The sequence below is a fragment of the Micromonospora sp. NPDC005237 genome, assembly GCF_040607775.1.
GTDB lineage: Bacteria > Actinomycetota > Actinomycetes > Mycobacteriales > Micromonosporaceae > Micromonospora.
Genome location: NZ_JBEXHJ010000010.1, coordinates 57761 through 79684, shown reverse-complemented (window position 1 = coordinate 79684; position 21924 = coordinate 57761). Strand labels below are relative to the sequence as shown.

Here is a 21924-nt window from a genome sequence, read left to right as displayed (position 1 = left end):
ATGCCATTGGACCTGCACTGGTTTCTGCCGACGCACGGAGACGGCCGTGACCTGGCCGAGCCCGCCCGCGGTGGCGGAATCCGGCCGGCCCGGATCACCCGCCGCTCGCCGGACATCGGCTATCTGGCGCAGGTGGCGCGCGCCGCCGACCGGTTGGGTTTCGCCAGTGTGCTCACGCCCGCCGGGCTGTTCTGCGAGGACCCGTGGGTGGTGGCGTCCGCGCTGGCCGCGCAGACGCAACGGCTGAAGTTCATGATCGCGTTACGGCCGGGGCTCGCCTCGCCCACGCTGGTCGCCCAGATGGCCGCGTCCCTGCAACGTGTCTCGGCGGGCCGGGTGCTGCTCAACATCGTGGCCGGCAGCGACCCGGACGAGCAGCGCCGCTACGGCGACTGGCTGGACCACGACGCCCGCTACGCCCGCGCGGAGGAGTTCCTCACCGTGCTGGGTGGACTGTGGACCGGCCAGCCGGTCGACCACAGCGGCGAGCACTACCGGGTGAAGGCCGCCCTGCTGGCCCGGCCACCGGCCACCGCTCCGGCCGTGTTCCTGGGCGGGTCCTCGCCGGCGGCGCAGCGGGCGGCCGCCCGGCACGCGGACGTGTACCTGGCCTGGGGTGAGACACCGGCCCAGCTCGGCGAGCTGCTGGGTCGGGCACGTGACCAGGCGGCGGAGGCCGGCCGCACGCTGCGCACCGGGAGTCGACTCCACGTGATCACCAGGGACACCGCGCGGGAGGCGTGGGCCGAGGCGGACCGTCTCCTCGCCGGCGTCGACCAGGCGCGGATCGCCGCCGCTCGGCAGCGCTTCGCGCGTACCGACTCGGAGGGCCAGCGGCGGGCGGCGGCGCTGCACGCGGACGGCAACGCCCGGATGGAGGTGTACCCGAACGTCTGGGCGGGCTACTCCCTGATCCGGCCCGGTGCCGGCGCGGCGCTGGTGGGCAGCCACGAGGAGGTCGCGGAGCGGATCGCCGAGTACCACGCCGCCGGGGTGGACCATCTGATCCTGTCCGGGCAGCCGCACCTGGAGGAGGCGTACTGGTTCGGCGAGGGCGTGCTGCCGCTGCTGCGCCACGACGGCCTCCTGAGTGGCGGGGCCGACGCGGACGACGGGGCCGGCACGCACGACGGGGCCGCCCGGCGGACCCCGGAGCTGGCGGTGGGCCGATGATCGGGCCGGTCGCGGAGCTGCCGATGACCGCGCTGATCGGCAACCCGAAACCCCATTCCCGTACGCGGACCGTCGCGTTGGCCACCGCGGCGGCACTGCACTCCCGACTGACCCACGGCCCGACCCCCGTCGGAGCGCCGACGGTGATCGACCTGGCCGAGCTGACGGCCGAGCTGGTCGGGCAGGGTAGCCGGCCGGAGACGCTCGACGAGGTGCTGGAGGCGGTACGCCGACCGGGCCTGCTGCTGGTGGCCAGCCCCACGTTCAAGGCGGCGTACAGCGGCCTGCTGAAGCTCTTCGTCGACGTGCTGCCCCGGGGTGCGCTCACCGGGGTGGTGGCGGTGCCGTTGATGACCGCCGCCCGGTCCGGTCACCGGCACATCGTCGACACCTACCTGGGCGCCCTGCTGGCCGAGGTGGGCGCGTGCGTGCCCACGGCGGGCCTGTGCGTGCTGGAGCGCGAGTTCGACACGGCGGAGGTCGGCATCGAGCGCTGGTTGGGCCGGGCGACGCCGGCGGTGGTGGACGCGCTGGCCGTGGTGCCCGGCGTGCCGGCCGAGCCCGGAGTCAGCCGGCGTTGACCTCGGTGTCGTGCTTGCGGCGCATCCGGCTGATCCAGCCCTGTGCCGTGTGCACCGGAACGTCGAAGTGCTCGGCGACGCGGCTGATCGTGCCGACCTGCTCGTAGACCGCCTCCAGGTCCGCCGGGTCGGGCGCCCGGCGGTACGCGCGACCGGCCTTGAGTCGGCTGAGCCGGTCCGGTTCGCCGGCCCGGCGTGCCGGTCGGGGCGGCTGCGGCCGGGGTGCGGCGGCGGTGGTCGCGGTGGTCGCGGGGACCGGCCCGACCGTCACGGCCGGACGGGGTGCGGCCTCGGCGCGACTCCGGTCGCGGTCCTGCGGGGGGATGAAGGCGCGCAGCAGGGCGTCGAAGTCGACGTACGGCAGCTCGCCGGTCAGACCGGCGCTCTGCGGCGCGCGGACGGTGAGCTCCCGCACGACCGGGTGGCCGTTGCCGGTCTCCAGACGCACGACGGTCTGGGCCACCGGGCCGGTGATCTCCTCACCGTCGTCCTCCACGGGCACGATGGTGATGATGTATTGACTCACGACGATGCCTTTCCTGCGCATCTCCGGGCGAGCCAGTGCGGCTTCCGGCCCCCCGGTCAGCCCTGTCGGGTTTGACCGGTGGTGGGAGACAAGATATCAGATTCCCGCAGGCAGAAGGCGAGATATCCGACACTCGCCACGGGACGCCTATCCTTCATCTCCGTTTTATTGTGGGCATCAACGCTCAAATCGGGCCCTGCGAGTCGCAGACCCTCGATCCTCGACAGCGGATCGCGGGTCGACAGCCCGGGACACCAGCAACGCGGCCAGCCCGGCCCGCGACGACACCCCCGTCTTGCGGAAGATCCGGGTCAGGTGAGCCTCCACCGTCTTGACTGTCACGTACACCTGGTCCGCCGCCTCGGCGTTGCTCGCACCGGCCGCCACCAGGCGGGCGATGTCCCACTCCCGCCGCGTCAGGGTCAGCTCCCCGCCCGCGGCCGCGGCCGGCAGACGGCCCGCGGCCCCGGCCGCGCGGCTCTGCTCGCCGGCCACCGAGCGGCGCAGCGGCGGGGAGTCGACCAACTCCGCGATGCGGCGGGTCTCGGCGAGTTCGACCTCCGCCGCCGACCACTCCCGGGCCTCGCACAGAGCCCGCGCCCGCACCAACCGCGCCGACGCCTCCTCCAGCCTCCACCCCAGACTCGCGAACGAGTCCGCAGCCGCGGCGGCCAGCTCGGCGGCGCAGCGCGGATCCGCCTCCAGGGTCAGCCGCGCCCGGGCCGTCCGGGTCAACGCGGTCTGCCCCCGCAGCCCCAGCCGCTCGGCGTACCCCTCCGCCACGTCCAACCAGCGCCTGGCCTCGTCGCACCGACCGGCCTTGTGGGCCATCTCGGCCAGGGCCGAGGCCCAGCAGGCCCGGTTGGTCAGCTCGACCTGGTCGAGACCATCCCCACCGCAGGCGCGCAGCAACGTCGACGTCGAGCCGGCCCGGTCCCCGGCCAGGAAGCGCAGACGCACCGACACGCGCTGACTCGCCCCGTCGTACCAGTTCTCGCGGCGGGTGCTGGCGTCCAGCACGGCGGTGTCAGCCAGGTGGCGGGCCGCCTTCGGGCCGCTGCGCCAGGCCACCGCGATGGCCCGGTACGCGCGCGCCAGCGCCACCATCGGGTCGATGCCCATGGCGACGGCCACCTCCTCGGCGTCCTCACCCTCGACCCGGGCCCGGTCCAGGCTGCCCAGTCGGGCGGTCACCGCGCAACGGCCGACCAGCAGCCAGGGAGTCAGCGCCACGAGACCCGCGCGGCAGCAGATGTCCAGCGCGCGGTCGAAGTGGTGCAGGGCCGAGCGTTCCCGCTCGTGGAAGTACTCGGCCCAGCCCAGCAGGGCCAGCAGGTCCGGGTGCCGGGCGAGGTCGGTGTCGGCGAACGCGTCCACCTCGGACGACGCCCGGTCCAGGGTCTCGGGCACCCGGATCCCGCAGTCGGTGTACGCGGCCACGAACGACTGCACCACCGCGGCAGTGGTCGAGCTGACCGCCGAGCCGGTCCGTTCCGCCAGCAGGCTCAGACTCCGGGCGTGCTCGGCCGCGTCGGGCGCTGCACAGAGGGCGCCGGCGATCGCCGCCTCGACGGTCAGCAGGAACTGACTGTGCGGCTCCACCCGCCCGTCCCGGTACGGCAGCAGCAGCGCGTACGCGTCGAACGGCCGACCCAGCAGGCGCTCCACCCGCGCCCGTGCGGCCACCGCCCGCAGCCGCTGGTCGCGGTCGGCGAGAGGGCGGCGGGTGAGTTCCTGTAACAGGGTGCGGGCCTGGCGCAGCTGACCCGCGCCGACCAGCGCGTCCGCCATCGCGAACTCCAGCCGCGTACGACGTGGCTCGGTGACCTCGGCGGCGGGCAGCAGCCGCTGGACGTTGGTCAACCACCGGATCGCGTCGAGCCGGGGCACGAGACCGCTCTCCGCCGCCTCGATCAGCGCGTCGGCGGTCGCCGGTTCGGCGCACTGCCCGCTGGCCGACAGGTGTTCGGCGTACCGGGTGACCGGATGCCCGAGCTCGCGCAGGACGCGGGCCGCCGTCGCGTGCAGGCGTCGCCGCCGGCCGGGGGACAACGCGCGGTACACCACGGTGCGGTCCACCTCGTGACGGAACCGCAGGGTCGACGCCTCGGTGGGGTCGGTCCGCAGCAGGTCGGCGGCCACCAGCGCGTCGAGCAGGTCGCTGGTGACCTCGGGGCCGCGATCGGCGAGCGCCGCGGCCAGCGCCGGCTCGAACCCGTTCGGGCACACCGAGACGGCCTCCAGCATCTGCCGTTGCTCGTCGGTCAGCGCGTCGAGATCGAGCTGAACCGCGCCGGTGACGTCGACGGGCAGCTCGGCGGGCAGGCCCCGCAGGGCGGCGACCGGGCCGTCCAGGGCGCCCGGGCGGTACGCGAGGACGTAGCGGGGGACGCCGCCGGAGAGCACGTGCACCCGCTGGGCGGCGCGTCCCTCCACCAGCCCGAGCAGCGCGGCGACGCTGGCCGGATCCAACGGTGTCAGGGTGACCGCCCGACGGCTCAGGTGGATGCCGGCGGCGAGCGCGGTGGTCACGCACGACGGCATCTGCCGCGGCCGGTACGCGGTGACCCACAGCAGGCCCGGGGGCGGCGCCTGCGCGAGCCGACGCAGCAGCGTGGCCGTCGCGGGTGACGCGCTGTGCAGGTCGTCCAGGAGCAGCAGCAGCGGCCCACCGGCGCGGACCGGCGCCGACGGCTCGTCGGTCAGCGCCGCGAGGGCCTGCCCGACCTGGTGGCCGTCGCGGCCGGCGGCGGCGAGCACCGGCACCCCGGCTCGTCGGGCTCGCGCGGCGACCTCGCGCAGCAGCCGCGTCTTGCCGGTGCCGGGGTCAGCCACGAACTCGATCATGGCGGGTTGGCCGTCGCGGACCCCGGCCAGGGCGCGGTCGAACAGGTCGAGCGCGCAGTTGCGCCCGACCAGGGGGTCGAGAGGGTCGCCCGACGGCGGCGGGGCGAACTCCTCCTCGCTGATGTTCATCGGCGCTCCACGACGGGCGCCCGCGCGCCGTGGTCCACCGGCGTACGCCATCGGTCGGTCGTGGTCGGACTCGGCCCGGCGGCGGCCCGACGGTCAGGTCGGACGCGAGAATGCGGCGAGTGTTGGCCCAGCTTCAACTGCCACCCCCAGGATCTGTCCCGTTCGGGCCTCTCGGCGTGCCCGATGCCAGCGGTGCCAATTGCCGGCGCTCGGGCGAGCGGCAGATGCAACTCTAGGTCCGCGCGACAAGAACTGCGATCGCGGGACCGGTTGGTCCTATTGCCGAAGAGAGCAAATGTTGCTGCCCAAAAACCGAAATAGGGGACTTGGTTCTTGACACAGCGCACACCGGCGGTTGCGTTGAGTTCACGACAATGTGGGGTTTCCCCTACTGTCGCATCGTTCCCCGTCGCTTAATGTCGACCCCGGCGGTGCGACGCCTTCTGGGGGGACTTCGGATGACCGTTCATTATCGATCCTATCTGGACAATTCGTCAGATGCGGAGGTGATGCTGAGCGAGCCGGAACGATGGCACGCATTTCAGTGTCTTTTGCCGCCGCGCGCCGCGGTGGCCGACGCGTTCCTCACCCGGGGCATCAGTCCGCTGCTGCACGGCCTGCAGGCTGCCGGTGAGCTGTCCGCCTGGTCGTTCACCCGACAGTCGCCACGGGTGGTCTGTCTGCACCTGCTCGGCAGCGCGCCGCGACTGCTGGCGGCCCGACTGGCGGGGCTCTGCGTGGCGGTCGGGGCGGAGGGGCCCGTGCACGTGCCGCACCTCGCCGCTCCGCCAGCGCGCGATCCACGGCTGGTCGACGTGGCGGTCGACCTGATCGGGATGACCCCGGGGCGGCAGGCCCGCCTCGGCGCCGCCGTGGACCTGGCGATGGTGGCGGCCATGCGCAACTGCCCCGCCCTGCGGGGCGACAGCGAGCTCGTCACGTCCGAGGCGGTGGCCGCCCTGCCGAGCGTCCGCTGGCAGCGGATCACCACCGCGCTCAAGACCGAACGCCACCCGCTGACCTGCTGGGCACACCTGCTGGAGGCGTTCCGTCGTGCACCGGGATACGAGGGCAGGATGACGTTCGACCTGGTCCACCTGCTGCACAATCAGCTCGGGCTCAGCACCCGTGACGAGCAGCGGGTGCACGCCGACCTGATCCGTTCGCTGTCGCGGCGCCGGGCCGGAGCGCGGCGGTCGCCCCGCTCGCACCTGGGCGTCCAGCATCCCGGGCCGGTCCGCCCGAAGAGGTGAACGACCGCGCGACCTGCCGGTCGGGGCCGCCGACCGACCGGCAAGGAGTCGACGTGATCGCGCAACGGCTGCGGGTCGCCGCCTACGCGGTGTGCACGCGGGACGAGCACGTGCTGCTCGCCCGCTTCGTGTCGGCGGACAGCTCGGCGTGCCACTGGACGCTGCCCGGCGGCGGGGTCGAGCACGCCGAGGACCCGTACGACGCCGTCGTCCGGGAGGTGGCCGAGGAGACCGGTTACCAGGTGCGGGTCGAGCATCTGCTCGGTGTGCACTCGCGGACGAGGTACGTGCCGTTGGGCGACGCCGATGCCGCCGAGCTGCACATGCTGGCCATCTATTACCGGGTGCGGATCACCGGCGGCGACCTTCGGCACGAGACGGGCGGCTCGACCGACCGGGCCCAGTGGACACCGCTGGCGAGCGTCGCCGAGCTGGAACGCTCCGTCGTCGTCGACGCGGGGCTCGCGTTGCATCGTGGCCTGCCGCCCAGCGGCCACGTGCCGCCGATCGAGATGAGCGAGCTCCTGCGGCACTGAGGTGTGCGGTGTTCCGGCGCGGGGCGTACGCCGGAACACCGCGGGTGGAAAGTCAGCGGGCCAGCCACTCCCGGTAGGACGTCGGCGCGAGCACCGCGCCCTCCGTGGCGATCAGCGCGTCGCCGGGAGCGGCCGCGAACATGCCGGCGCTGTCGTCGGTGGTGACGGTGCGCTGGTCGCCGTGCGCGGCGAGGGTGATCCGGCCCAGTTCGTCGAGCCCGAACACGTCGGGGCCGGCGACGTTGCGGACGCCCCGCAGGGGGGCGCCCACGCTGACGTCGGCGACGGCCTGGGCCACGTCGGCCGCGGCCATCGGCTGCAGGGGGGTGCTGGGCAGGCGGACGCCGTTGTCGTCGGCGGTCCAGGAGATGACCGCGTCGATGAACTCGAAGAACTGGGTGGCGCGGACGATCGAGTACGGCACCTTGCCGGCCTTGAGGATGTCCTCCTGGAGCACCTTCGCGCGGTAGTAGGCCAGGTCGGGCACCTGGTCGACGCCGACGATGGACAGGACGACCGCGTGGCCGACGCCGGCCCGCTCGGCGGCGGTCAGCAGGTTGTCCATGGTCGTCTGGAAGAAGGCGGGGGAGGCGTCGTCGAAGGTCGGCGAGTTGGTCAGGTTGACGACGACGTCGGCGTCCTTGAGCGCCTCGGGCAGACCCTGCCCGGTGAGGAGGTCGACTCCGGTCGACTGCGAGTGCGGTACCGCGTCGTGCCCGGCCGCCTGCAGGATCCGGACGACCTGGGACCCGATGAGGCCCGTCCCGCCCATCACGGCGATCTTCATATCCGTTCCACCTTCCCTGTCTGTTTTGTCCGCCATGCCGCTACGGCACTTAACTCGGACTTCCTATGGGTGGAGTGGGCGCTGCACTGCTGCGTCGTGCTCACGGCCAGCAGCAGGCCCGTCCCGGCGGCCCGGCTCGCTGAGCTGCACGACGTCTCCGGCAGCTACCTGGCCAAACAGCTCCAGTCGCTGGCCCGCGCCGGGCTCATCCACTCCGTGCAGGGCAAGTCGGGCGGCTACGCGTTGACCCGCGCTCCGGAGAGCATCAGCCTGCTCGACGTGGTCCACGCCGTCGACGGGCCCGGCCCCGCCTTCGTCTGCACCGAGATCCGCCAGCGCGGCCCGCTGGCCAGCCCACCCGAGTCCTGCACCCGCGCGTGTCCCATCGCCCGCGCCATGTCCACGGCGGAGAAGGCGTGGCGCGAGGCCCTGGCCGGGATCACGATCGCCGACCTCGCCCGCGACGTGGACGTCGACTCCGGCCCCGAGGCCCTGGCCGGCGTCAGTGCCTGGCTGACCGGCGACCGCAGCGGCTGACCGCGCTCAGCCGGTGTGGCGTACCTCGGTGTCCCAGATCTGCGCCCACGGACGCCGCAGCCCCCGGCACACGAGGATCGGGCCGCCGTTCTCGTCGTTGTCCACCTCGACCCGCTGGTCCACCCGACCGGCGGGCGTGCACTCCTGGAACCAGGCGTTCAGCGCGTCGGGGCGCTCCCAGCCGACCACGATCGCCACGTCCGCGTCGGCGGGTGGGCGGCCGAAATCCACCATGCTGTTGTGCCCGGAGTACGCCCGGGGGAGCCCCCGGGCCGGCCCGTAGCGGGCGATCGCCCCGGCCTCCCCGTAGTTGCCGGTGAGGATGACCGCCCGCGAACGTTCCTGCGGCGGTAGGCCACGATGGACGGCGGCCACCGAATCGGCGAACTCCGGCCAGCCGATGGTCTCGCCAGCGTCGTAGTTGACGTCGACCACGAAGCTGGGCAGCCGATCGGCCGGCAGCACCGGCAGCAACAGCACGACGGTGGGCAGCAGGAACGGCACCGCGAGCACCCCCCGACGCAGCCACGCCGACCCGCGCGAGGCCCGGGCGGCGCTCACCACCGCGCCCGCGGCGGTGAGCACGAGCAGCAGAGGCGCGTCGTAGTAACCCTTGCCGCCGGCCACCAGGACGATGCCGACCACGACCACCCAGGCCCACCCCACCGCGCGGTACGCCCGCCACGCCGGCCGGCGCAGCAGCGCGACGAGGCCGGCGATCCAGATCGGCACGGCGTACGGGCTGATGATGACGAACTGCAGGGTGAGCGCGTCGAGGCGACCGCTGTAGGAGCTGTCGCCACCGGAGATGGAAGCCGCCACACCGAGCTGCGGGAAGCCGTGCGCGGCCTGCCAGATCAGGTTCGGCGCGGCCAGCAGCACCGCGATCCCGGCGGCGGCGAGCACCCACTTGTCGCGCAGCAGCCGACGCGGCCCCGCGATCACCACCCCGGCGAGCAGACCCACGGCCAGCAACGCGGGCAGCAGCTTGTTGAGCATGCCCACGCCGAGCACCAGCCCGAGCGCGAGCGCCCACCGGCTGTCCCCGGTGCGCAGCAGCCGCACCGCGCACCACGCGACGCCGAGCCAGACCAGCAGGTCGACGGTCGTGGTGCTGAGCAGGTGCCCGCCGGCGAGCACGATGCCGGACAGCGCGGCCAGCACCGCGGCGAAGGTCTGCCCGCCCCGGCCACCGCCCAGCTCGCGGGCGATGGCGGCGACCAGCAGGACCGCGACGCCGGCCAGCAGCGCCGACGGCGTCCGCAGCACCACCAGGTTGCCCGGCGCGATCGTGTCCAGAAGTCGGGCCAGCGCCGGGACGAGCGGGCCCTGGTCGACGTAGCCCCAGGCCAGGTGCCGGCCGCAGAGCAGGAAGTACAGCTCGTCGCGGTGATAGCCGTAGCGGCCGGCGAGCAGCAGCAACGTCACGCTGGTCGCGGCGGCGACCAGCCACGGGCCGAGCGCACGGGGACCGGGCTGCGGCAGCTCGGCCGGCGCGGACGACCGCGCCGGCAGGTGCGGTCGATCGGTGTCGATGGCGGGCTCGCTCACCGACCAATCATCGCCCGCAAAGCGGCCGCGTGGGTGCCCCCGCGCCCGCGGATGCAGGTGGTCTGACCAGGTGCGAAGATCAGCTTCGTAACTCGGACCGAGAGGACGACATGCGATACCGCACTCTGGGCGCCACCGGCACGGTGGTGTCGACCCTGTGTCTGGGCACGATGACCTTCGGCGCGGAGACCGACGAGGAGGGCAGCTTCGCCCAGCTCGACCGGTTCGTCGAGGCCGGCGGCACCTTCCTCGACACCGCCGACGTCTACTCCACCGGCGTCTCCGAGGAGATCGTCGGTCGCTGGCTGCGCTCCCGCCCCGACCTGCGCGACCGCCTCGTCATCGCCACGAAGGGCCGATTCCCGATGGGCCCCGGGGCGAACGACGCCGGCCTGTCCCGCGTGCACCTCACCCGCGCCCTGGACGCCAGCCTCCGGCGGCTCGGAGTCGAGGCCGTCGACCTCTACCAGGCGCACGCGTGGGATCCGCTGACCCCGCTGCCGGAGACGCTGCGCTTCTTCGACGACGCGGTCCGCGCCGGCAAGATCCGTTACGCGGGGGTCAGCAACTTCACCGGTTGGCAGTTGCAGAAGGCCGCCCTGCTCACCCAGCACCTCAACCTCACCCCGATCGTGACCCTCCAGCCGCAGTACAACCTGCTGGCCCGGGAGATCGAATTCGAGCTGGTGCCGGTCTGCGAGAACGAGGGCATCGGCATCCTGCCGTGGTCGCCGCTGGGCGGCGGCTGGCTGACCGGCAAGTACCAGCGCGACACCACGCCCACCGGCGCCACCCGCCTCGGTGAGAACCCGCAGCGCGGCGTCGAGGCGTACGCCGGTCGCAACGCCGAGGAGCGCACCTGGCGGGTGCTCGACGCGGTCCGCCAGGTCGCCGGGGAACACGGCGCTTCCATGTCGGCGGTGTCGCTGGCCTGGCTGGCGGCCCGACCGGCGGTCACCTCGGTGATCCTCGGCGCGCGGACCACCGACCAGCTCGACGACAACCTGACCGCCGCCGACCTGGTCCTCGACGCCGAGCAGATGCGGCTGCTGGACGAGGCGAGCGCCCCGCTGGTGGGCGACTACCCGTACGGCGGCGCGGGTGTGCGCCAGCGCGGTCGTGACCTACCGACCGGCTCATGACGGCGTTCCCCGAACCCATCACCCCGGCCGGCAGCCGCACCGAGGTCTTCCTGCGCTACCTGGATTACTTCCGGGAGTCCGCGGTGGCCAAGGTGTCGGCGCTGGCGGAGCCGGAGCTGCGGCGCAGCCGGCTGCCGTCCGGATGGACCCCGCTGGAGCTGCTCACGCACCTGCGCCACGTCGAGCTGCGCTGGATCGAGTGGGGTTTCGAGGGTCGGGCGGTCGCCGAGCCGTGGGGCGACCGCCGCGGTGACCGGTGGTACGTCGCCCCCGAGGAGACCCTCGCCGACCTGGTGGCGGCGCTGCGCGCGCAGGGCGCGCACACCAGCGCGGTGGTCTCGGCGCACGACCTGGCGGAGATCGGCGCGCCGGGCCCGCGCTGGGACGGCGCCGACCCGGCGTCACTGGAACGGGTGCTGTTCCACCTGGTGCAGGAGTACGCCCGCCACCTCGGCCACCTCGACGTGGTCGCCGAGCTGGCGGGCGGCCCGACCGGAGAGTGAGGCCGCCTGCTCGATAATGGACCGATGCCGCTGCTCGTCGCGCCCGCGCTGCCCGCCGGAAGCCTCGCCGCCCAGGAACAACCCCACCTCCCGGTACGCCCCGGGCTGACGCTGCGGCCGTGGCGCGACGACGACGCCCCGCTCGTGCGGGCGGCGTTCGACTGCCCGGCGATCCAGCGCTGGCACGTTCGCAGGCTGGACAGCGACGACGAGGCGCGGGCGTGGACGGCGCAGTGGTCGGCCCGCTGGAGCGCCGAGACCGCCGTGAGCTGGGCGATCGTCGAGGACGACGACCGGCCGGTCGGTCAGGTGGGGTTGCGGCAGGTGTCACTCGCCGAGGCGTCGGCGGACGTGTCGTACTGGGTGCTGCCCGCCGCGCGTGGCGCGGGCGTCGCCACCGAGGCGCTGCTCGCACTGACCCGGTGGAGCTTCGCGGCGGGGCTGCACCGGCTGGCCCTGGAGCACTCCACCGCCAACGCGGCGTCGTGCCGGGTGGCCACGCGGGGCGGCTTCGCCCTGGAGGGGGTGACGCGCGAGTCGGTGCGCCACGCCGACGGCTGGCACGACATGCACCTGCACGCCCGCCTGGCTTAGCGGGCTTGCGCCCAGCCGACGAAACGCGGGGTCAGGTCGGGCAGCGCCACGCCGGGGTTGAGCGCGGTGAGGTCGGCTTCGGCCTCCTTCTGGATGGTCGCCAGGTGCGTCAACAGGCCGGGCCGATCCTCGCGGTACTCGCCGAGCAGGCGCAGCTTCGCGGTCGAGCACGGCCAGAGGATCCCGCAGACCGGGCAGCGCCACGACGGGCGCAACGGCGAGTGCGTCGACTTCCTGGCCTTTCCTTCGGTGTGTGGCACGGGTCCTCCTCCTGGGTCGGCTGCTGGAAGCGGGGCCGCTTCTGGTCGCGGAAGCGGCCCCGCCACGAACGCGTCCGCCGGGTTCGGGTCCCTGCCGGCCGCGCCGTCGATACCCCACTTTGCCGGGAGTCTCTGGACAACCACACAGCGTTACGTAATCTCCTTGGCGCAGCCCATTTGCTCCCAAGGAAGGGACGGCATGAACCACGCGTTTGTCGCAGCGCTCGCCGAAGCGGGTCACACCGCCGAGAGCCTCGCCGATCGGATCGGTGTGCATCCGAAGACCGTCGCCCGGTGGGCGAACCCGGGCCACGTTCCCCAGAGTCGACACCGCGCGACCGTCGCGGAGCTGCTGGCCCGCGACGCCGAGGCACTGTGGCCGGACGCCCTCCGGCGCCGCGAACCGGTGTGGTTCCGACCCTGGGTCGACCTCGAACGCGAGGCGCTGACGCTGCGGTCGTTCCAGCTGGCATGGGTGCCGGGTCTACTCCAGACCGAGGCGTACGCGCGGGCGACCCTGGCCGGCGGGGTCCTGACGCCGGACGCGGTCGACGAGTTCGCCGGGGCGCGGATCAGCCGGCAGTCGATTCTCGACCGGGAGAGCGACGGTCCGCTGCTCATCGCCCTGCTCGACGAGGGGGTGCTGCGCCGGCGCGTCGGCGACGACCGCGCGTTGATGGCGGCGCAGCTCACGCACCTGCTCGGGTACGTCGAGACGGACACCGTCCAGCTCCAGATCGTCCCGGCGGACGCGCCCAGCTACCCCGGGCTCGACGGGCCGTTCACCATTGCCGACCTGCCGGACGGCTCGCGGGTCGCGCACGTCGACAGCGCCGCGCAGGCGCAGATCCTCGACCAGACATCGGAGCTTGTTAGCCTGGAGCGGCGGTGGGAGCGCATTCGCGGCGAGGCGCTGCCCCGGGGGCGTTCCCTGGACCTTCTCAGAGAAGCGGCGGCATCATGGACCTGACCGACGCGCGGTGGCGCAAGAGCACGAAGAGCGGCGGCAACGGCGGTGACTGCGTCGAGGTCGCCGACAACCTCCCGGGCGTGGTCCTCGTCCGCGACACGAAGGATCGCGACGGCGCGACGCTCACGTTCAGCCCGCAGTCGTGGCGCAGCTTCGTCGCCATGGCACGCGACGCCCGCTGACCGTCCACATCGCACGCGGGGCTCCCGGCGGCGCCGGGAGCCCCGCGCACGGCCGGCCCGATCTGATCAGCGCACGCCGGCCGGTTCGGCCGGTTGCGGTTGTGGGGCCGCCGGCCAGGTGAGCCGGCGTACGCCGGGCACGAGCGCGGTGCCGGCGCAGGAGGCGAGGACCAGCAGGCCGGCGACCGCCAGGGGTACGGGCGCGCCGAAGGCGTCGGCGGCCAGCGGCGCCAGCGCGTAGCCAAGCGGCATCGCGGCCAGCGACACCAGCCAGTCGTACGAGGTGACCCGGGCCAGGACCTCCGGTGGGAAGTGGTGCTGCACGACGGTCTCCCAGACCGGGTTGAGGTAGCCGAGGGCGGTCAGCGCCACGGCGTACGTCACGATCACGGCCGGGGCGGGCGCGGCGACGGCGAGCAGGAACAGCGGCGCGGCGTAGCTGGCGAGCCCGAGGTTGGCCAGCAGCACCGGCCGGCGGAGCCGTACCCGCCCGGCCAGCAGCGAGCCGGTGAGCATGCCGACCGCGCCGGCCTGCAACAGCAGCACCCACGTCGCCTCCCCGCCGAGGCGGTTGATGGCGACGGCCGGGCCGAGGGTCATCAGCACGGCGGCGGCGCCGTTCCACGCGCCGTGCCCGAGCAGGCTGGTCCAGAACCAGTCGCGGGCGCGCACCTCGCCGAAGCCGTGCCGCAGGTCGGCGAGGACCGAGCGGCGGGGCACCGGCACGTGTCGGACCCGGACCAGCGCGAGCAGGGTGGCGCTGAGCGCGAACGACGCGCTGTCGATCACGAACGCCCAGCCGGGCCCGGCGGCCCAGATCAGCGCGCCGGCCAACGCCGGGCCGAGCAGCCGGCTGGCGTTGGCGGTGACTCCCATCAGGGCGTTGGCCCGTTGCCGGTCGGCGGGCGCGACGGTGCCGGCGACCAGGGGAGACGCGGTCGGGATGGCGAACGCCGACGCGGTGCCGCCGAGCGCGGAGGCCACCACGACGGTGGTCAGCGACACCTCGCCGCCGAGCAGTTCGACGCCGATCGCGAGTTGGGTCGCGCAGCGGACCAGGTCGGTCAGCAGGGCGACGCGTCGGGCGGCGAACCGGTCGGCGACGACGCCGCCGAGGGGCAGCAGGAGCAGCCGGGGCACCATCGCCGCGGCGAGGACGACGGCCAACGCCCCGGTGGAGCCGGTGGCCCGCAGCACGGCCAGCGCGAGCGCGGCGGGCACCACCGCGTCCCCGACGGCCGAGACGGTACGGCCGAGGAACAGCAGCCGGAAGGAGCGGGTGCGCAGGGGGTGAGCCATAGCCGCAACCTACTTCGACACCGAACCTTTCGGCAATGAATATTTCGCTGGTGAGCTAAGCTGGCGATCGTGACCGACACTCCGGACGCCGTCGACCGGCACGTCGAGCGGTGGCTGCCCGTGGTGCCCGACCTCGACGCGGACGTCGAGGGCACGGTGGTGCGGATGATCCGCCTGACCCGGCACCTGCGGGCGGTCAAGGAACGGGCCCTGGCCGACTTCGACCTGCCCGCGCACGAGTACGACACCCTGCACGCCCTGGCCGGCCGGCGCGGCCGGGCGGCTCCCTCGGACCTCGCCGCGGACCTGTCCGTGGCACCCGCCTCGATCACCGCGCGCGTCGACACCCTGCTCCGACGGGGCTTCGTGCGCCGGATTCCGTCCACCGTGGACCGCCGTCGGGTGGACGTGGAGCTCACCGACGCGGGCGAGGCCGCGTGGCGCGCAGCGATGGAGGTCCAGGGCGCCGAGGAGCACCGGCTGCTCGACGCGCTGACCCCGGCCGAACGGCGGCTGCTCTCCGACCTGCTGCGCCGGGTGCTGCGCGTCGCCGAGCAACCGTAGCCGCGTCCTACTCCTCTGGCTCCCAGGCGATCAGCTGGTCGAAGACGCGCCGGTCGCCCTCGACCTGCAGCGAGTCCATCTGAATGCGGCCGTAGCAGAACATGACCAGCTCACTGGCCGTACCCCGGGCCGAGACATAGGCCGTCCCCGGGCCCGCGTCGGCGACCGGCGCGACGAGCCGGGCGGTCCGTGCCCCGTCGGCGGAGAACCAGATCCGCCAGGAACGGCCCTCGGTGGCGTGGTAGTCGACGATTGCGGGCTCGTGCGGCCAGGTGGCTGTCGTCGCGACGCAGGTGGTCAGGAACTCGTCGACACCGTCGAGGGCCACCTCGTCCGGTAGCGGCTGCGAGGCGCCCACGGCGACCTGGGCGTCATAGGTGTGCACGGCGACCTGCTGAAGCTGGTGCCGGGCAACGGCACCGGCGGTCTGCGGCGCCTGCGATGAACCCCACCACGTCCAGCAACCACGATCCGGGCCGGCTTCCCGCAACGCGGCCAGCAGCTCTGCCGTCGACGCGGCGAACCAGGCCAGCAGGGCCTCGCGCTCGCGGGGCGGCGCCGGGGTGGAGATGGCCGGCGGGGCGTCGGCGGGCCCCGCGGCCACGATCGCCGCCCACCTGAAGCGTCCCTCGCCCAGGTGCTGCACCAGGTCGAACAGCGTCCACTCGGGACAGGTCGGCACCCGTACGTCGAGGCTGGGCGCCGCGGCGACCGCCGCCCGGAAGGCGGTGGACCGCTCGTCCATCAGCCGCAACAGGTCGGCGAACTCCAAGGTCTCTTTCACCGCGGCTTTGTACCACCGCCCCTCGACAACCGACAGCGGTTTTCCGCGCCCCCGACGGCGAGGCCACCCGGAAATCCGTTGCCCGGCAGCCACGGGTTGACCATGCTGACGGGCATGGATCAGTGACCAGCGGCGCACGTGCGCGATGAGGACGGGTTCGAGTCACCTCCCCGTCTGCCCCTCCGCGCCGAGACGCCGGCTACCCGCCACTGGATCCGGGAGGCCCCCAGTGCCTCCTGCCGAGAGCTTGGAATCGCCGAAACCATGAATGGTTCCCGCCGTATCCGTGTGCCAGCCTTCGCCCGCACGGATACTCCTGCCGTCGAATTCGACGCTTCAGTCGTCTTCTCGCCCCCACCGCTGCCACGCACCCCGCGCGGCGCCTGCGCGGTTCACTTCGCCGCGGTGAACCCGTCGCCAGGATCAATCCCACAGCTGACCGCTGAACCGATCTTCCTCAACCTCGAGGTGCGGACCAGCAGGCCGGCGACAGCTGGCGTGGGCGCGTACTCGGAAAATCGCCTGGCGGCGCTCGTACGCCGATGGGAGGGTGACCGGCATGACTGCGCACGCTCTGGCCGGGGCCCTGGCCGACGACGGACGGCGACGGGTCTTCGCGGCGGTCGCGTTGGGATCGACAAGCGTGGCCGAGGTCGTGCAGCGCTCCGGCTTGGCGGCGCGGGTCGTGCTCACCGGGCTCCGGCGGCTCGCCGACGCGGGTCTGGTCACCGGCGCTGACGGCGCGCTCGCGGTCGACGAGGCGTCGCTGCGGGCGGCGGCGCGCGACAGCCGCCCGGCCGACGACGCCGCGCCGGCCGACGATCCGGTGCTGCGCACGTTCCTGCGCGGCGGCGTCCTGACGGGCATGCCGGCGCAGCTCGGGCGGCGACGGGTGCTGCTGGCACACGTCGCCCGGCAGTCGTTCGAGCCGGGCACGCGCTATCCGGAGCGGGCCGTCGACGACGCGCTCAAACCGTGGTGCGCCGCCGGCGCGTCGGACCACGCCACCCTGCGCCGCTACCTGGTGGACGAGCGGTTGCTCACCCGTGAGCAGGGCGTCTACCAGCTGACGGAGGCCGAAAATCCGTTGACCGGGCAGTGACGATCGACGGGTGACCGCGACCGTTCGACCATCCTGGGTGACCTCCACCGTCCGTCCCGACCATCCGGACGCAACAGTCCTGCTGCGCGAGTACATGACCGAGATGGTGGTGCGCTACCACCGCCGCCCGGCCCGACCCGGCGAGGTCGACGCGGCGCTGGCCGAGATGCCCAGCGACGACCTGGCGTACCCCGGTGGTCTGCTCCTGCTCGCCCACCGCGGCACGGACCTGGCCGGTTGCGCCGGGCTGCGGTGGCGCCCGGACTGTGCCGAGCTGACCCGCGTGTACGTCCGGCCCGCGCACCGGGGCGCCGGCGGGGGCGCGGCGCTGCTGGCCGCCGTCGAGCAGCGGGCGCGGGCGGTCGGGGCGGACCGGATCCGGCTCGACACCCGATCCGACCTGGTCGAGGCCCGCGCCCTGTACGCCCGGCACGGCTACGCCGAGATCCCCGCGTACACGCACGGCCCGTACGCCGAGCACTGGTTCGAGAAGCAGTTGACGTCCGTCGCGGAAGGCGCTAAATAAGAAGAGGAAGTTGAGTCACCACGGCTCAACTCATCACCTTCGGCCAGGAGAACCGAGGAGGCACAGCGATGTTGATGCGTACCGACCCGTTCCGCGAGATCGACCGGCTCGCCGAGCAGTTCTTCGGTACGGCAGCCCGTCCCGCGATGATGCACCTGGACGCCTACCGCGACGGGGACCACTTCTACGCGGCGTTCGACCTGCCGGGCGTCGACCCGGACACCATCGACTGCACCGTCGAGCGCAACGTGCTCACCGTCCGCGCCGAGCGCCGCCGGCCCACCGGCGACGGTGTCGAGCTGGTCGCCGCCGAACGCCCGATGGGCACCTTCACCCGACGGCTGTTCCTGGGCGACACCCTGGACACCGACCGGCTGGAGGCCGGTTACGAGAACGGGGTGCTGACGCTGCGCATCCCCGTCGCCGAGCGGGCCAAGCCCCGCCGGGTGACCATCAGCGCCAACGGCGACGCGCGCCGGCAGATCAACGCCTGACCGCGACGACGCCCTCGACGGCCGGCACCCGCCCCGAGGTGCCGGCCGTCGGCGCGTCGCCGGACTCCCGCTCCCCGGCGGGCGCGTCGCCGCGCTTCGGCTCTGCGGCGGGCGCGTCGCCGCGCTTCGGCTCTGCGGCGGGCGCGTCGCGCTCCCCGGCGGGTCCGTCGCCGGGCGGTGGGTAGAGGGCGGCGAGCGCGTGGGCGGTGCTGGCGAGTAGCTCCCGCAGCTCGGGCGGGGCGAGCACCTCCACCTGTGCGCCGAGCTTGAGCATCTCGACGCAGCCGTGTCGGACCGACTCGATCGGCACGGTCGTGGTGACCCAGCCGTCGGCGTCCGGCGCACCGGCGTGCTCCTGCGCCGCGCGGCTCATCGCCGGTGGGAGCAGGTGCGTCGTGCGCGCCAGCGCCGCCACGGTCATCCGCACCCGGGCCTCGGCGCGATAGACGCCCCGCTCGTAGCGCTCGGCGTGCTCCTGCCAGCAGCCCGCCAGGTCGAACCCGTCCGGCCGCTCGGCCGGTTCTTCCAGCACGGTCAACTCCAGGATCGCGCCCACCCGGTAGGTGCGCACCTGCCCGGACGCGGCGGCGACCAGGTACCAGCGGCCCGCCTTGAGCACCACGCCGAGCGGGTCGAGGGTCCGGGTCACCTCCCGGGGCGCCTGCCACCGCCGGTAGCGCACCCGGACCCGACGGTCCTCCCACACCGCTGTGGCCAGCGCGGCCAGGTGGGGTGTGGGCTCGGGTTCGCGAAACCAGCTCGGCGCGTCCAGGTGGAACCGCTGCCGGATCCGGCCGCCGGGGTCGGCGAGGTCCGCCGGCAGCGCGGCGCGCAGCTTCAGCTCCGCCGTGGCCAGCACCGAGCCCAGGCCCAGCTCGGCGGCCGGGCCGGGCACACCGGCCAGGAACAACGCCTCGGCCTCACCGGCGGTCAGGCCGGTGAGCCGGGTGCGGTAGCCGTCGAGCAGGCGGTAACCGCCGGCCGGGCCACGCTCGGCGTACACCGGCACACCGGCGGCCCCCAGCGACTCCACGTCGCGATACACCGTGCGAACCGACACCTCCAGGGCGTCGGCCAGCTCGGCGGCGGTCATCCGCCCCCGGGCCTGCAGGAGCAGCAGCAGGGAGACCAGCCGGCTGGCACGCACCGTGCGACCGTAGCCGACACCGTCCGCGCCGCCGCGCGGGCCGGCGTCGGCGCGCCTGCGTGGTAATCCCATCCGCTGCTGAGAACCTTTTTCACATGGTGTCCTCCGACGCTCCCGTGCTCGCCCGCCCGACCGCCCGACCGGCCCTGCCGAGCGGACCGGTCGACGTCACCGAGGCGTGGCTGCGCAACCGCCGGCTGTCCGAGCACACCCGCGACGCCTACCGGCGCGACGTCACCGCGTGGCTCAGCTGGTGCGCCGGGCACGACCTGGATCCGCTGCGGGCCAGCTTCCTGCACGTCAACGAGTACGCCCGCGCGCTGGAGTCCACTCTCGTCGTCCGCAGCGGCCGACCGTTGACCCCGGCGACCGTGGCGCGGCGGCTGTCGGCGCTGTCCAGCTGGTACGACTTCCTCGTCAAGCTCGGGGGCGTGCCGGCCAACCCGGTCTCCGGCGCGGACCGGCCCCGCGTCGACCGGGACCACTCCGCCACCGTCGGGCTCACCCCGGAGGAGGTGGACGCGCTGCTCACCGCCGCCGACGCGGAGACCGGCCCGACGGCGGCCCGCAACCGGGCGACGATCGCGCTGCTGGCCGACCTGGGCCTGCGGGTCGGGGAGCTGGTCTCGCTGGACCTGACCGATCTCGGCACCGAACGCGGGCACCGCAGCGTGCGCTTCGTCGGCAAGGGCGGCAAGCAGCGCCGCCGCGCCCTCACCCCGGGCACCGCGTACGCGGTGGACGCGTACCTGGCGCAGCGGGCCGCCACCACCGGCGTGCCGGTGACCCACCTGACCGGGCCCCTGCTGGTCACCGCCAGCGGCGCCCGGCTCGACCGGCACTCGGTGTTCCGGATGGTCCGCCGACTCGCCCGCGCCGCGGGCATCCCGGCCTGGGCGCGGCTGTCCCCGCACTCGCTGCGACACGCGTTCGCCACCACCGCCCGCTCCGAGGGTGTTCCCCTCGAAGACGTGCAGGACGCCATGGGCCACGCCGACCCGCGTACCACCCGCCGCTACGACCGGGACCGGCACAACCTCGACCGCGACCCGGCGTACGCGGTGTGGGCCGCCCGGTCCCGTCGCCGCGGCTGACTGTCCCACCCCCGGCCTACGGTCGGCGGATGAGACACGGTCTGGAGATCCCCTGCGGTGGCGGCGCCGTCGCGGTGTCCACCCTGGTCGAGCTGGGTGAGCTGGCCGAGAACGCCGGATGGGACGGGGTGTTCCTGGAGGATTACCTGATCCACCACTGCGGCGACGACCCGTTCACCTACGACCCGTGGTTGGTGCTCACCGCGATCGCCGGGCGCACCGACCGGGTGCGGCTGGGCACCACGGTCACAGCGCTGCCCCGCCGCCGTCCGGCGAAGCTGGCCCGCGAGGTGCTGACCCTCGATCACCTGAGCGCGGGCCGGGCCACCGTGGCGGTCGGTGTCGGCGACCCCGGCGACCGTGGCCTGGCCGCGTTCGGCGAGCCGACCGAGGTGGCCGTGCGCGCCGCGATGCTCGACGAGGGTCTCGACCTGCTGACCGGCCTGCTCGGTGGTGAGCGGGTCGACCACCGGGGCGCCCACTACCGCGCCAACCGGGTGGCGCTGCGGCCACCGCCCGTGCAGTCGCCCCGGGTGCCGGTCTGGGTCGGCGGCAGCACCCAGGCCGGGGCGGTGCGACGCCGCGCGGCCCGCGCCGACGGCATCGTGCCGTACAAGCTCACCGACACCGACGGCTGGGCCGATTTCACCCCCAACGAGGTCCGCGACCTGGTAGCGGCCATGCCACCGACCCGGGCCGACGGCCAGCCGTTCGACGTGGCGATCGGCGGGCGACGCCGCCGCCCGGACGAGCGCGCCGAACGGGCCTACCTCCGCGAGCTGGCCGCCGCCGGGGCCACCTGGTGGCTGGAGTACGTCCCGGTCGGCGACCCGGCGGCGATGCGCGCCGCGGTGGCCCGAGGTCCGCTGCGCTGAGCGTCCCTCCCGCGCCCGCGGGTCAGCCCTGCGGGCGGGGGCAGATGCAGAACGGCTGCCCGATGGGGTCGAGAAGCACCACCCACCGGTCGCCGCCGGGTTGGAACTCCGGCTTCGAGGCGCCGGCGGCGACGAACTCCTTCTCGGCCACGGCCAGGTCGTCGACGTAGAGGTCCAGGTGGTAGCGCTTCTGCCCGGCCGGGTCCGGCCAGGACGGCGGCTGGTAGCCCTCGACCAGGCCGAAGCCGATGGACGCGCCACCGCCGCTGATCATCGCGTACTCGGCTTGGCTGTGGGTGATCTCCCAGCCCAACGCCCGGTGGTAGAAGGCGGCGTGCGCGGCCGGGTCGGAGCTGTCCAGGTTGACCATCGCGAGGTCGGCGGTTGTCGTCATGCGGGCAGTCTGCACCGGTGTACCTGCCAACCGATGTCAGGTACGTCGGGCGTTTCTCGACACCGACGACGCCC

Annotated in this window: 25 protein-coding genes; 16 read left to right on the top strand and 9 right to left on the bottom strand. The window is 73.8% G+C overall.

The features are described 5' to 3' along the window. Positions 1 to 1173: an LLM class flavin-dependent oxidoreductase gene (locus ABZT87_RS26240; protein ID WP_355138863.1), complete on the top strand. Its 1173-nt coding sequence runs from the start codon at positions 1 to 3 to the stop codon at positions 1171 to 1173. Then, positions 1170 to 1754, top strand: a complete 585-nt coding sequence (locus tag ABZT87_RS26235) for an NAD(P)H-dependent oxidoreductase (protein WP_355138861.1) — start codon at positions 1170 to 1172, stop codon at positions 1752 to 1754. The genes ABZT87_RS26240 and ABZT87_RS26235 overlap by 4 nt, the downstream gene beginning before the upstream one ends. Here the strand turns inward: ABZT87_RS26235 and ABZT87_RS26230 are convergent. Together ABZT87_RS26230 and ABZT87_RS26225 are read right to left on the bottom strand one after the other, a co-directional pair. Further along, positions 1741 to 2280, bottom strand: a complete 540-nt coding sequence (locus ABZT87_RS26230; RefSeq protein WP_355138859.1) for a hypothetical protein — start codon at positions 2278 to 2280, stop codon at positions 1741 to 1743. The genes ABZT87_RS26235 and ABZT87_RS26230 overlap by 14 nt on opposite strands. A 177-nt stretch (positions 2281 to 2457) precedes the next feature. Beyond that, complete coding sequence (locus ABZT87_RS26225) at positions 2458 to 5256, bottom strand: LuxR C-terminal-related transcriptional regulator (protein WP_355138857.1); 2799 nt, start codon at positions 5254 to 5256, stop codon at positions 2458 to 2460. 569 nt (positions 5257 to 5825) lie between these two features. Here ABZT87_RS26225 and ABZT87_RS26220 point away from each other — a divergent pair. After that, positions 5826 to 6509, top strand: coding sequence for a hypothetical protein (locus ABZT87_RS26220; protein ID WP_354855255.1), 684 nt, complete (start codon positions 5826 to 5828; stop codon positions 6507 to 6509). A 53-nt stretch (positions 6510 to 6562) separates the two neighbouring features. Then, the gene (locus tag ABZT87_RS26215; protein WP_354855256.1) at positions 6563 to 7045 is read left to right on the top strand and encodes an NUDIX domain-containing protein; all 483 of its coding nucleotides are present in this window, start codon (positions 6563 to 6565) and stop codon (positions 7043 to 7045) included. A gap of 52 nt (positions 7046 to 7097) precedes the next feature. Here ABZT87_RS26215 and ABZT87_RS26210 read toward each other — a convergent pair whose 3' ends face one another. After that, positions 7098 to 7832, bottom strand: coding sequence for an NAD(P)H-binding protein (locus ABZT87_RS26210; RefSeq protein WP_355138855.1), 735 nt, complete (start codon positions 7830 to 7832; stop codon positions 7098 to 7100). A gap of 69 nt (positions 7833 to 7901) precedes the next feature. Between ABZT87_RS26210 and ABZT87_RS26205 the strand changes: the two genes are divergently transcribed. After that, positions 7902 to 8369: an Rrf2 family transcriptional regulator gene (locus ABZT87_RS26205; protein WP_355138853.1), complete on the top strand. Its 468-nt coding sequence runs from the start codon at positions 7902 to 7904 to the stop codon at positions 8367 to 8369. A 6-nt stretch (positions 8370 to 8375) separates the two neighbouring features. On the opposite strand, the gene ABZT87_RS26200 is transcribed toward ABZT87_RS26205, so the two are convergent. Further along, positions 8376 to 9920 (bottom strand): glycosyltransferase family 39 protein, encoded by a 1545-nt coding sequence (locus ABZT87_RS26200; protein WP_355138851.1) that lies wholly within the window; start codon positions 9918 to 9920, stop codon positions 8376 to 8378. Between the two features lie 110 nt (positions 9921 to 10030). Here ABZT87_RS26200 and ABZT87_RS26195 point away from each other — a divergent pair, with 110 nt between their 5' ends. The 3 genes from ABZT87_RS26195 to ABZT87_RS26185 are packed head-to-tail and all read left to right on the top strand — an operon-like array spanning position 10031 to position 12159. Next, on the top strand, positions 10031 to 11062 hold the full coding sequence (locus ABZT87_RS26195) for an aldo/keto reductase (RefSeq protein WP_355138849.1): 1032 nt from the start codon (positions 10031 to 10033) through the stop codon (positions 11060 to 11062). Then, positions 11059 to 11565 (top strand): DUF664 domain-containing protein, encoded by a 507-nt coding sequence (locus tag ABZT87_RS26190; RefSeq protein ID WP_355138847.1) that lies wholly within the window; start codon positions 11059 to 11061, stop codon positions 11563 to 11565. The genes ABZT87_RS26195 and ABZT87_RS26190 overlap by 4 nt, the downstream gene beginning before the upstream one ends. A 24-nt stretch (positions 11566 to 11589) precedes the next feature. Next, on the top strand, positions 11590 to 12159 hold the full coding sequence (locus ABZT87_RS26185) for a GNAT family N-acetyltransferase (protein WP_355138845.1): 570 nt from the start codon (positions 11590 to 11592) through the stop codon (positions 12157 to 12159). On the opposite strand, the gene ABZT87_RS26180 is transcribed toward ABZT87_RS26185, so the two are convergent. Next, positions 12156 to 12419, bottom strand: a complete 264-nt coding sequence (locus ABZT87_RS26180; RefSeq protein ID WP_355138843.1) for a flavin reductase — start codon at positions 12417 to 12419, stop codon at positions 12156 to 12158. The two genes, ABZT87_RS26185 and ABZT87_RS26180, sit on opposite strands and share 4 nt — an antisense overlap. Positions 12420 to 12618: 199 nt before the next feature. On the opposite strand from ABZT87_RS26180, the gene ABZT87_RS26175 reads away from it, so the two are divergent. Together ABZT87_RS26175 and ABZT87_RS26170 are read left to right on the top strand one after the other, a co-directional pair. Continuing rightward, positions 12619 to 13389 carry a Scr1 family TA system antitoxin-like transcriptional regulator gene (locus tag ABZT87_RS26175; protein WP_355138841.1) on the top strand — a complete coding sequence of 257 codons (771 nt, stop codon included), beginning with the start codon at positions 12619 to 12621 and terminating at the stop codon, positions 13387 to 13389. Further along, on the top strand, positions 13380 to 13571 hold the full coding sequence (locus ABZT87_RS26170; protein WP_354855266.1) for a DUF397 domain-containing protein: 192 nt from the start codon (positions 13380 to 13382) through the stop codon (positions 13569 to 13571). Before ABZT87_RS26175 ends, ABZT87_RS26170 begins: the two co-directional genes overlap by 10 nt. A 66-nt stretch (positions 13572 to 13637) precedes the next feature. Here the strand turns inward: ABZT87_RS26170 and ABZT87_RS26165 are convergent, their stop codons facing one another. After that, positions 13638 to 14870 (bottom strand): MFS transporter, encoded by a 1233-nt coding sequence (locus ABZT87_RS26165; RefSeq protein ID WP_355138839.1) that lies wholly within the window; start codon positions 14868 to 14870, stop codon positions 13638 to 13640. 69 nt (positions 14871 to 14939) lie between these two features. Here ABZT87_RS26165 and ABZT87_RS26160 point away from each other — a divergent pair, with 69 nt between their 5' ends. After that, a complete protein-coding gene (locus ABZT87_RS26160) occupies positions 14940 to 15434 on the top strand; it encodes a MarR family transcriptional regulator (protein WP_355067577.1) in 495 nt (164 codons plus the stop codon). A gap of 7 nt (positions 15435 to 15441) precedes the next feature. On the opposite strand, the gene ABZT87_RS26155 is transcribed toward ABZT87_RS26160, so the two are convergent. Continuing rightward, complete coding sequence (locus ABZT87_RS26155; RefSeq protein WP_355138837.1) at positions 15442 to 16218, bottom strand: maleylpyruvate isomerase family mycothiol-dependent enzyme; 777 nt, start codon at positions 16216 to 16218, stop codon at positions 15442 to 15444. Positions 16219 to 16777: 559 nt separating this feature from the next. On the opposite strand from ABZT87_RS26155, the gene ABZT87_RS26150 reads away from it, so the two are divergent. The 3 genes from ABZT87_RS26150 (at position 16778) to ABZT87_RS26140 (ending at position 18340) form a co-directional block, all read left to right on the top strand. After that, entirely contained in the window at positions 16778 to 17320 is a 543-nt protein-coding gene (locus tag ABZT87_RS26150) for a DUF2087 domain-containing protein (RefSeq protein ID WP_354855270.1), read from the top strand. Between the two features lie 10 nt (positions 17321 to 17330). Beyond that, positions 17331 to 17846 (top strand): GNAT family N-acetyltransferase, encoded by a 516-nt coding sequence (locus ABZT87_RS26145; RefSeq protein WP_355138835.1) that lies wholly within the window; start codon positions 17331 to 17333, stop codon positions 17844 to 17846. Positions 17847 to 17914: 68 nt separating this feature from the next. Beyond that, on the top strand, positions 17915 to 18340 hold the full coding sequence (locus ABZT87_RS26140; protein ID WP_354855272.1) for an Hsp20/alpha crystallin family protein: 426 nt from the start codon (positions 17915 to 17917) through the stop codon (positions 18338 to 18340). Here ABZT87_RS26140 and ABZT87_RS26135 read toward each other — a convergent pair. Then, entirely contained in the window at positions 18330 to 19487 is a 1158-nt protein-coding gene (locus tag ABZT87_RS26135) for a WYL domain-containing protein (protein ID WP_355138833.1), read from the bottom strand. The genes ABZT87_RS26140 and ABZT87_RS26135 overlap by 11 nt on opposite strands. A 95-nt stretch (positions 19488 to 19582) precedes the next feature. Here ABZT87_RS26135 and ABZT87_RS26130 point away from each other — a divergent pair, with 95 nt between their 5' ends. After that, a complete protein-coding gene (locus ABZT87_RS26130; RefSeq protein WP_354855274.1) occupies positions 19583 to 20581 on the top strand; it encodes a tyrosine-type recombinase/integrase in 999 nt (332 codons plus the stop codon). A gap of 29 nt (positions 20582 to 20610) precedes the next feature. Then, complete coding sequence (locus tag ABZT87_RS26125; protein ID WP_355138831.1) at positions 20611 to 21456, top strand: LLM class flavin-dependent oxidoreductase; 846 nt, start codon at positions 20611 to 20613, stop codon at positions 21454 to 21456. 22 nt (positions 21457 to 21478) lie between these two features. Here the strand turns inward: ABZT87_RS26125 and ABZT87_RS26120 are convergent, their stop codons facing one another. Further along, a complete protein-coding gene (locus ABZT87_RS26120) occupies positions 21479 to 21850 on the bottom strand; it encodes a VOC family protein (RefSeq protein ID WP_354855276.1) in 372 nt (123 codons plus the stop codon). Between the last annotated feature and the right edge of the window lie 74 nt (positions 21851 to 21924).

Bases quoted from the DNA above. Each gene is read 5' to 3' on its own strand.
- ABZT87_RS26240 (WP_355138863.1), top strand. From the start codon at position 1: ATGCCATTGGACCTGCACTGGTTTCTGCCGACGCACGGAGACGGCCGT.
- ABZT87_RS26235 (WP_355138861.1), top strand. From the start codon at position 1,170: ATGATCGGGCCGGTCGCGGAGCTGCCGATGACCGCGCTGATCGGCAAC.
- ABZT87_RS26225 (WP_355138857.1), bottom strand. From the start codon at position 5,256: ATGAACATCAGCGAGGAGGAGTTCGCCCCGCCGCCGTCGGGCGACCCT.
- ABZT87_RS26210 (WP_355138855.1), bottom strand. From the start codon at position 7,832: ATGAAGATCGCCGTGATGGGCGGGACGGGCCTCATCGGGTCCCAGGTC.
- ABZT87_RS26195 (WP_355138849.1), top strand. From the start codon at position 10,031: ATGCGATACCGCACTCTGGGCGCCACCGGCACGGTGGTGTCGACCCTG.
- ABZT87_RS26190 (WP_355138847.1), top strand. From the start codon at position 11,059: ATGACGGCGTTCCCCGAACCCATCACCCCGGCCGGCAGCCGCACCGAG.
- ABZT87_RS26185 (WP_355138845.1), top strand. From the start codon at position 11,590: ATGCCGCTGCTCGTCGCGCCCGCGCTGCCCGCCGGAAGCCTCGCCGCC.
- ABZT87_RS26175 (WP_355138841.1), top strand. From the start codon at position 12,619: ATGAACCACGCGTTTGTCGCAGCGCTCGCCGAAGCGGGTCACACCGCC.
- ABZT87_RS26170 (WP_354855266.1), top strand. From the start codon at position 13,380: ATGGACCTGACCGACGCGCGGTGGCGCAAGAGCACGAAGAGCGGCGGC.
- ABZT87_RS26165 (WP_355138839.1), bottom strand. From the start codon at position 14,870: ATGGCTCACCCCCTGCGCACCCGCTCCTTCCGGCTGCTGTTCCTCGGC.
- ABZT87_RS26150 (WP_354855270.1), top strand. From the start codon at position 16,778: ATGACTGCGCACGCTCTGGCCGGGGCCCTGGCCGACGACGGACGGCGA.
- ABZT87_RS26140 (WP_354855272.1), top strand. From the start codon at position 17,915: ATGTTGATGCGTACCGACCCGTTCCGCGAGATCGACCGGCTCGCCGAG.
- ABZT87_RS26130 (WP_354855274.1), top strand. From the start codon at position 19,583: ATGGTGTCCTCCGACGCTCCCGTGCTCGCCCGCCCGACCGCCCGACCG.
- ABZT87_RS26125 (WP_355138831.1), top strand. From the start codon at position 20,611: ATGAGACACGGTCTGGAGATCCCCTGCGGTGGCGGCGCCGTCGCGGTG.
- ABZT87_RS26120 (WP_354855276.1), bottom strand. From the start codon at position 21,850: ATGACGACAACCGCCGACCTCGCGATGGTCAACCTGGACAGCTCCGAC.